Source organism: Sulfurimonas sp. (genome assembly GCF_032250635.1).
Classification (GTDB): domain Bacteria; phylum Campylobacterota; class Campylobacteria; order Campylobacterales; family Sulfurimonadaceae; genus Sulfurimonas.
Genome location: NZ_JAVVFL010000144.1, coordinates 1 through 5731, shown reverse-complemented (window position 1 = coordinate 5731; position 5731 = coordinate 1). Strand labels below are relative to the sequence as shown.

The 5731-nt window shown below is 40.3% G+C and carries 6 protein-coding genes; all 6 read right to left on the bottom strand.

Going from position 1 to position 5731, the window contains the following annotated elements; all coding sequences use genetic code 11:
- Positions 1-212: 212 nt before the first annotated feature.
- Entirely contained in the window at positions 213-1169 is a 957-nt protein-coding gene (locus tag RQ763_RS08825; protein WP_314152443.1) for a thiamine pyrophosphate-dependent enzyme, read from the bottom strand.
- A gap of 10 nt (positions 1170-1179) precedes the next feature.
- Entirely contained in the window at positions 1180-2403 is a 1224-nt protein-coding gene (locus RQ763_RS08820; RefSeq protein WP_314152441.1) for a 2-oxoacid:ferredoxin oxidoreductase subunit alpha, read from the bottom strand.
- Positions 2403-2798 carry a 4Fe-4S dicluster-binding protein gene (locus RQ763_RS08815; RefSeq protein ID WP_294932149.1) on the bottom strand — a complete coding sequence of 132 codons (396 nt, stop codon included), beginning with the start codon at positions 2796-2798 and terminating at the stop codon, positions 2403-2405. The genes RQ763_RS08820 and RQ763_RS08815 overlap by 1 nt, the downstream gene beginning before the upstream one ends.
- Before the next feature lie 10 nt (positions 2799-2808).
- Positions 2809-3366, bottom strand: a complete 558-nt coding sequence (locus tag RQ763_RS08810; protein WP_294932146.1) for a pyruvate flavodoxin oxidoreductase subunit gamma — start codon at positions 3364-3366, stop codon at positions 2809-2811.
- Between the two features lie 117 nt (positions 3367-3483).
- Positions 3484-4122 (bottom strand): HAD family hydrolase, encoded by a 639-nt coding sequence (locus RQ763_RS08805; RefSeq protein WP_314152439.1) that lies wholly within the window; start codon positions 4120-4122, stop codon positions 3484-3486.
- A 1-nt stretch (position 4123) separates the two neighbouring features.
- A complete protein-coding gene (locus RQ763_RS08800; protein WP_314152438.1) occupies positions 4124-5635 on the bottom strand; it encodes a peptide-binding protein in 1512 nt (503 codons plus the stop codon).
- Positions 5636-5731: the final 96 nt, after the last annotated feature.

Genomic DNA, 5731 nt, shown 5'->3' with positions numbered 1-5731 from the left:
CAAAATTAAGAGCAAAAGAGATTTTAGAGAGTATAAGAAAGAATCAAAATCAAGAGATTTTTTTCGGACATGCAGATCTGTTTTAATTATTAAATCAAAAGCAGTAACAAAAAGTTTTAGATTTGGTGTGATTTGTGTTTAACTCAGACTAAGGCTATACTAAAGTATGCCGTGTCTGAGTTAGGCGCAAAGCGCGCCGAAGATAAAAGCTTTTAAACGCGAGATTCTTCGCGGCGCTGGAGATACGCCCATTTTTCATCTACTCTATCTTGCCACTCTTTAATGAGGTACTTATACTCATCTTTAAAGAGGTGCTTAAAACGTCCCTGAGCAGCTAAATACTCCTCTACAGGAACAATATTTTTAGGTCTGTATGTAATATTTAACTCATGCCCGTCGATTATCTCATAAAGAGGGAAAACCAAAGAGTCTGTTGCTAAGTCTGTAATATGCATTGTATCTTTAGGGTCAAATTTCCACTCTGTAGTACAGGGGGAAACCGCATTAATAAATACAGGTCCATCTACAGAAAATCCGTGCTGAATCTTCTTGACCATATCTTTCCACTTGTTTGGAGCAACTTGAGCGGCATATGGAATACCGTGTGCAGCCATTATGGATACAATATCTTTTTTATTTTTCTTCTCACCGTAACTAACGCGACCTGCCGGTGACGTAGTTGCCGAAGAGCCTATCGGGGTAGATGATGATCTCTGCCCGCCCGTATTTGCGTAAACCTCGTTGTCAAGAACAACATGCATTATATTGTGACCGCGTTCCATACATCCCGAAATCCACTGGAATCCGATGTCATAAGAAGCACCGTCCCCTGCAAAAGATACAAACTTAGGATTACGTTCAGGCTGCTTAAGGCGATTTTTTCTCTTAAGCGCTTTATACATACTCTCTGCGCCAGCAACAGCCGTTGAGCCGTTTTCAAATCCAATATGGATCCAAGAAGCATCCCATGATGTATACGGATAAACTGCCGTACAAACTTCAAGACAACCTGTTGAAGCAGAAAGAATCATATCATCATTTGTCGCATTTAGAACTTCACGAACTATAATAGAGTGCGCACAACCCGGACATAAAAGGTTAGCACCCTCAAAGCGGTCAGCCGATGTTGAAAACTCTTTTAAGTTTTTTATTTTTTTCATTTCACTCATGCTTGTCTCCTTATAGGTATGCTAGTTTCGGTCCACGAACACCGATAAACTGCTGTAGAGGCGTAGTAATCTTACCTGCATCAACATTGGCTTGAAGCTCTTTAAAGAGAGCCACTAAATGAGCTTTTGTTAAGTCACGACCACCCAATCCATACACATACCCGCTAAGCATAGCTTTTGTATCCGTATTGAAAAGTGAACCTGCGATCTCATTGAAGAGCATTCCTGGAGCGCCATTTGGCGATGAGCGGTCAAGCGCAGCGATTGCCTTAACACCTTTTAATGCCTCAGAAACTTCAAAGAACGGGAATGGACGAATAACTCTTATACCCACCACACCGGCTTTAATACCCTGTGCTCTCATCTCAGTCGCAACTTCACGAGCGGTCTCAACAGAGGTACCCATACAGACAACACAAACATCCGCATCATCCATATCATACTTCTCTACTATATTGTACTTACGACCGCTTAATTTCTCAAACTCGCTAAATGCCGCCTCTATTTTTGGGAACACTTTTGTCATAAGATCGTTATGTTGGCGTGCCTTATGCTCAAAGTGCCAATCTTCTTCTGCTTGAACACCATGAGTTACAGGATGTTCAAAATCAAGCATATCGTTCATCGGTTTAAAATCACCGACAAATCCGTAAGCCTTATCATCCGTTAAAGTATGAACACCTTGCGCCGTATGAGAAGTCATAAATCCATCTTGGTGCACCATACATGGAAGTCTTACATCGTGATCTTCACTAACTTTAAATGCTATAAAGTTTAAGTCATAAGCATCTTGGGGACAGTAAGCATCAAGCTGAATCCAGCCGCTGTCACGGCCTAAATACATATCAGAATGGTCACCGTTAACGTTAAGCGGAGCAGCAAGTGCACGGTTTACCACATTTAAAACGATAGGCAAACGCATACCGGAAGCTTGGTAAAGTGTCTCAACCATAAGCGCAAAGCCTTGAGAAGATGTAGCCGTAGCAACACGACCACCGGCAGCAGCAGCACCGATACATGCACTCATAGCCGCATGCTCTGACTCAACCATAACAAACTCACCCTCAACGTAGCCGTCGGCGGTAAATTGTGCATATCCCTCAACTATAGGAGTTGATGGAGTAATCGGGTATGCGGCAACAACATCAACTTGAGATTGTCTTAGGGCTTGCGCAGCGGCAAAATTTCCATCCCATACTTCGATATCTTCTAATTCCATTTTATCAAATGCCATTACGCTTCCTCCTCGTCTTTTTTAGGCCAACTAGCAATCTCTGTCTCTTCATCGGCTTGTTCAGGGAACATTAGAAGTGATTTGGGGTTTGTAGGGCAAACCTCAACACATATTCCGCATCCTTTACAGTGATCCATATCTACGCCGATTAATTTTTTATCTCTTGAAATTATCGAAACATCCGGACAATATATCCAACAAAACTGACAATCAATACAGTAGTCTTTGTTAAATACCGGCTTGATCAATCTCCAGTCAGCCACACTTGCAGTGTAAGAGCTGTTTTGAGAGTATGCGCGATCCTCTTGTCTCGTGCCTGCAATGTCATCTATCTTTCCGTCAAAAGTACGAAGCATAGCCCCGATTTCGAACTCATCCCATCCTTTTTTTGCCATCATAAATCCCTTACTTTACTTCATCGTATGCGCGCTGGATTGCAAGCATATTTGAATCGATAATTTTCTGTGGTAGTTTTCCAAGAACTCTTTTCATGCTCTCTTTGAAAAATTCCATATCGTACATTCCGGAAATCTTCATAAATGCGCCAAGCATAGGTGTATTTGGAATTGGGCGACCAATAGTTTCATTTGCGATTGTAATACAATCAACAGTGTAAACTTCTTTTCCCTCTAGCTTTGGTTGAGCTTTTTTTAACTCTTCAGTAGTCATGTGAGTAGTAATAATATATTTTGTACTATCTTTATGATTTATAGTGACATCTGTTGTAAAAGTCAATGCTGGGTCTATTACAAAAACATAGTCAGGTCTCATATATTTTTCGTGATTCATAATCACTTTTTCATCAACACGGTTATAAGCCGTCATTGCCGCTCCGCGTTTTGCAGATCCATAAAACGCAAACGCCTGTACATGCTTACCAGTTGTAGAAATAACATTAGCTAAACCTTTAGCACCGGTTACAGCACCTTGTCCAGCACGACTATGCCATCTAATCTCTAGCATAAACTCTCCTTTTCTTTTATATAAGAACCTTGATTCTATTTTACCCCTTATTCTAGACAAGTTGCTCTTAAAAATAGCTTGATATTTTGTTCTTTTTTAATAACAAAGAAAAGTGTGTTATTTTTTCCTCTTTTGCAAGTATATAGCGGCTTCTAGGGCATCATTCAATATAACATTTGTAAACATTTTCAATGTTTCTCTCTTGTCATATCCACTCAAAACTCCTATCGAATTTACATTCGCCGCTTGAGCTGCTATAAGATCCAATTTCGTATCTCCAATCATCCAAATCTCTCTATTTTGAGTGTCGAGTTTTTCCAAAGCTTTCATAATAGGTTCGGCATGCGGCTTTGGATTTTGCACATCCTCTCTGCCGATGAGAACTTCAAAGTGATGCATGACATTAAAATGCTCCATCAATATCTTTGAGTAGAGTCCTGTTTTTGTCGTAACAATCCCAAGCGTGGCAAACTGGCTTGCCAACTCTACTGCCTCTTTTGCATTTTTAAGCAGCTTCGTTTTTTGAGTTGAAATATCTCTGTAGCGCTCTTTGTATGTCGTAATAATCTCAGCAATCCCGCCCTTTTCAACTCCCAAATTTTCGTACATAATGTCAAGCGGATAGCCTATAAGCGATTTTATCTCTTCATCATCTTTTCTTGAGAGTTTGTGAAAGTCAAAAGAGTGGTGAAACGACTCTAAAATCGCCTCCGTAGAGTCAATTAATGTGCCGTCTAAATCAAACAAAATTATCAAACTATTTCTCCCATTTTATGTAGTTATGCCAGATTCCGCTTGGGCTTGGTTCTATGTTTTTTATCTCTTTGCTAACCGTCGTGATTGAGTTTGGAATGTATAAAAAAAGGTATGGATTTTCATCAGTTATTATCTTAAACATCTCCCTCCACGACTCAGAGAGACGCTTGCTCTCAATCATGCTTTGAGACTCCTCTATCATCTTGTCTATTTTTGGGTTATGGTAGCCCACTAAATTAAATCCGCCCTGCTTATCGTTATCGCTGTGCCAAAACATGTAAGGGTCAGGCGTCGGAGAGAGACCCCATCCAAGCAGCACGCTATCAAACTTATGAGGAAAAACCACCATATTTAAAAAAGCCTGCCACTCCATAACTCTAAGCGTAACAATAACTCCCGCTTTTTTTAGCTGATGCTGCAGTATCTGCGCGGCGTATGGTCTTATTTCACTAGCATTTGAGGTTGCTATCTCGAAAGTAAAGGGGTTTTTCTCGTCATATCCTGCCTCACGTAAGAGCTCTTTTGCCCTCTCTATATCTTGCGAGGGCGCTTTAACACTCTCGTTAAACGCTTTTGTTCCCGGTAAAAAAGGTCCTGTGCAAACCTTTGCATGACCAAAGAAGAGAATTTCTACAAGCTCCTCTCTATCGATGGCCAAAGAGAGGGCTTCTCTGATTTTTGGGTTTTGAAACTTCTCTAAACGAAGATTAAAACCAAGGTAGGTGTAGGATTGTGAGATGTTTTCATAGATATTAAACTCTTCAAAAAAACTGCTATTTAGCTGTTTTTCATACTGCATTGGCTCAATGCTCCCCACATCAAGAGCGGAGGATTTGAGCATCAAAAAACGCGTCATGGGGTCTGCTATTACATGAAATGAAATGGTATCTATCTTTGCTCTGCCCTCAAAGTAGTCATCAAACGCGCTTAGTATAATATTTTTAGAGTGCTCTAGCTGATAAAGTTTGTATGCGCCCGTGCCTATAGGGTTTGTATTAAAAGAAGAGTTCATCAAATTTTGCTCATCTCTTAAAATATGTTGGGGCAAAATCCCCATCATCCATGTCTCTAGCGCCTTAAAATATGGCTGCTTATATTTTACCCTCACCCTAAACTCATCAACCGCTTCAACACTCTCAACAAATCTAAAATTTGAGCTGTATGGAGAGCTTATTTTTGATGATACAAGCACCTCGTAAGTAAAGACGACATCCTTTGCGCCAAAACTCTCTCCATCATGCCACTTCACCCCTTTACGGAGTTTAAAGAGGAGCGTCTTCTCATCTTCAAAATAGAACTCTTCCGCCAAATCACCTATGATTGTTGATAAATCCTTATCGTACTTCACAAGTCCGTTAAACAAAAAACCTGTTATCTCTGATGAACTTGAATCGGTTGCGAGTATGGGATTGAGCCGTGAGGGATTGGCAGACGTTGCTAAATGAAGCGTTGATGCTTCACACTCATTGAGAAAAAGATTTAGTGATAAAAACACAAACAGTAAATAGCGCAAAATGACTCTTTTTTTGAGCGATTATACCAAAGTAAAATAGAAGGAAATGTTAATGAAAAATTTAAGGAGATTTTTCCAGTGCGAAAAGCACTGAAA

Bases quoted from the DNA above. Each gene is read 5' to 3' on its own strand.
- RQ763_RS08815 (WP_294932149.1), bottom strand. From the start codon at position 2,798: ATGGCAAAAAAAGGATGGGATGAGTTCGAAATCGGGGCTATGCTTCGT.
- RQ763_RS08810 (WP_294932146.1), bottom strand. From the start codon at position 3,366: ATGCTAGAGATTAGATGGCATAGTCGTGCTGGACAAGGTGCTGTAACC.
- RQ763_RS08820 (WP_314152441.1), bottom strand. From the start codon at position 2,403: ATGGCATTTGATAAAATGGAATTAGAAGATATCGAAGTATGGGATGGA.
- RQ763_RS08825 (WP_314152443.1), bottom strand. From the start codon at position 1,169: ATGAGTGAAATGAAAAAAATAAAAAACTTAAAAGAGTTTTCAACATCG.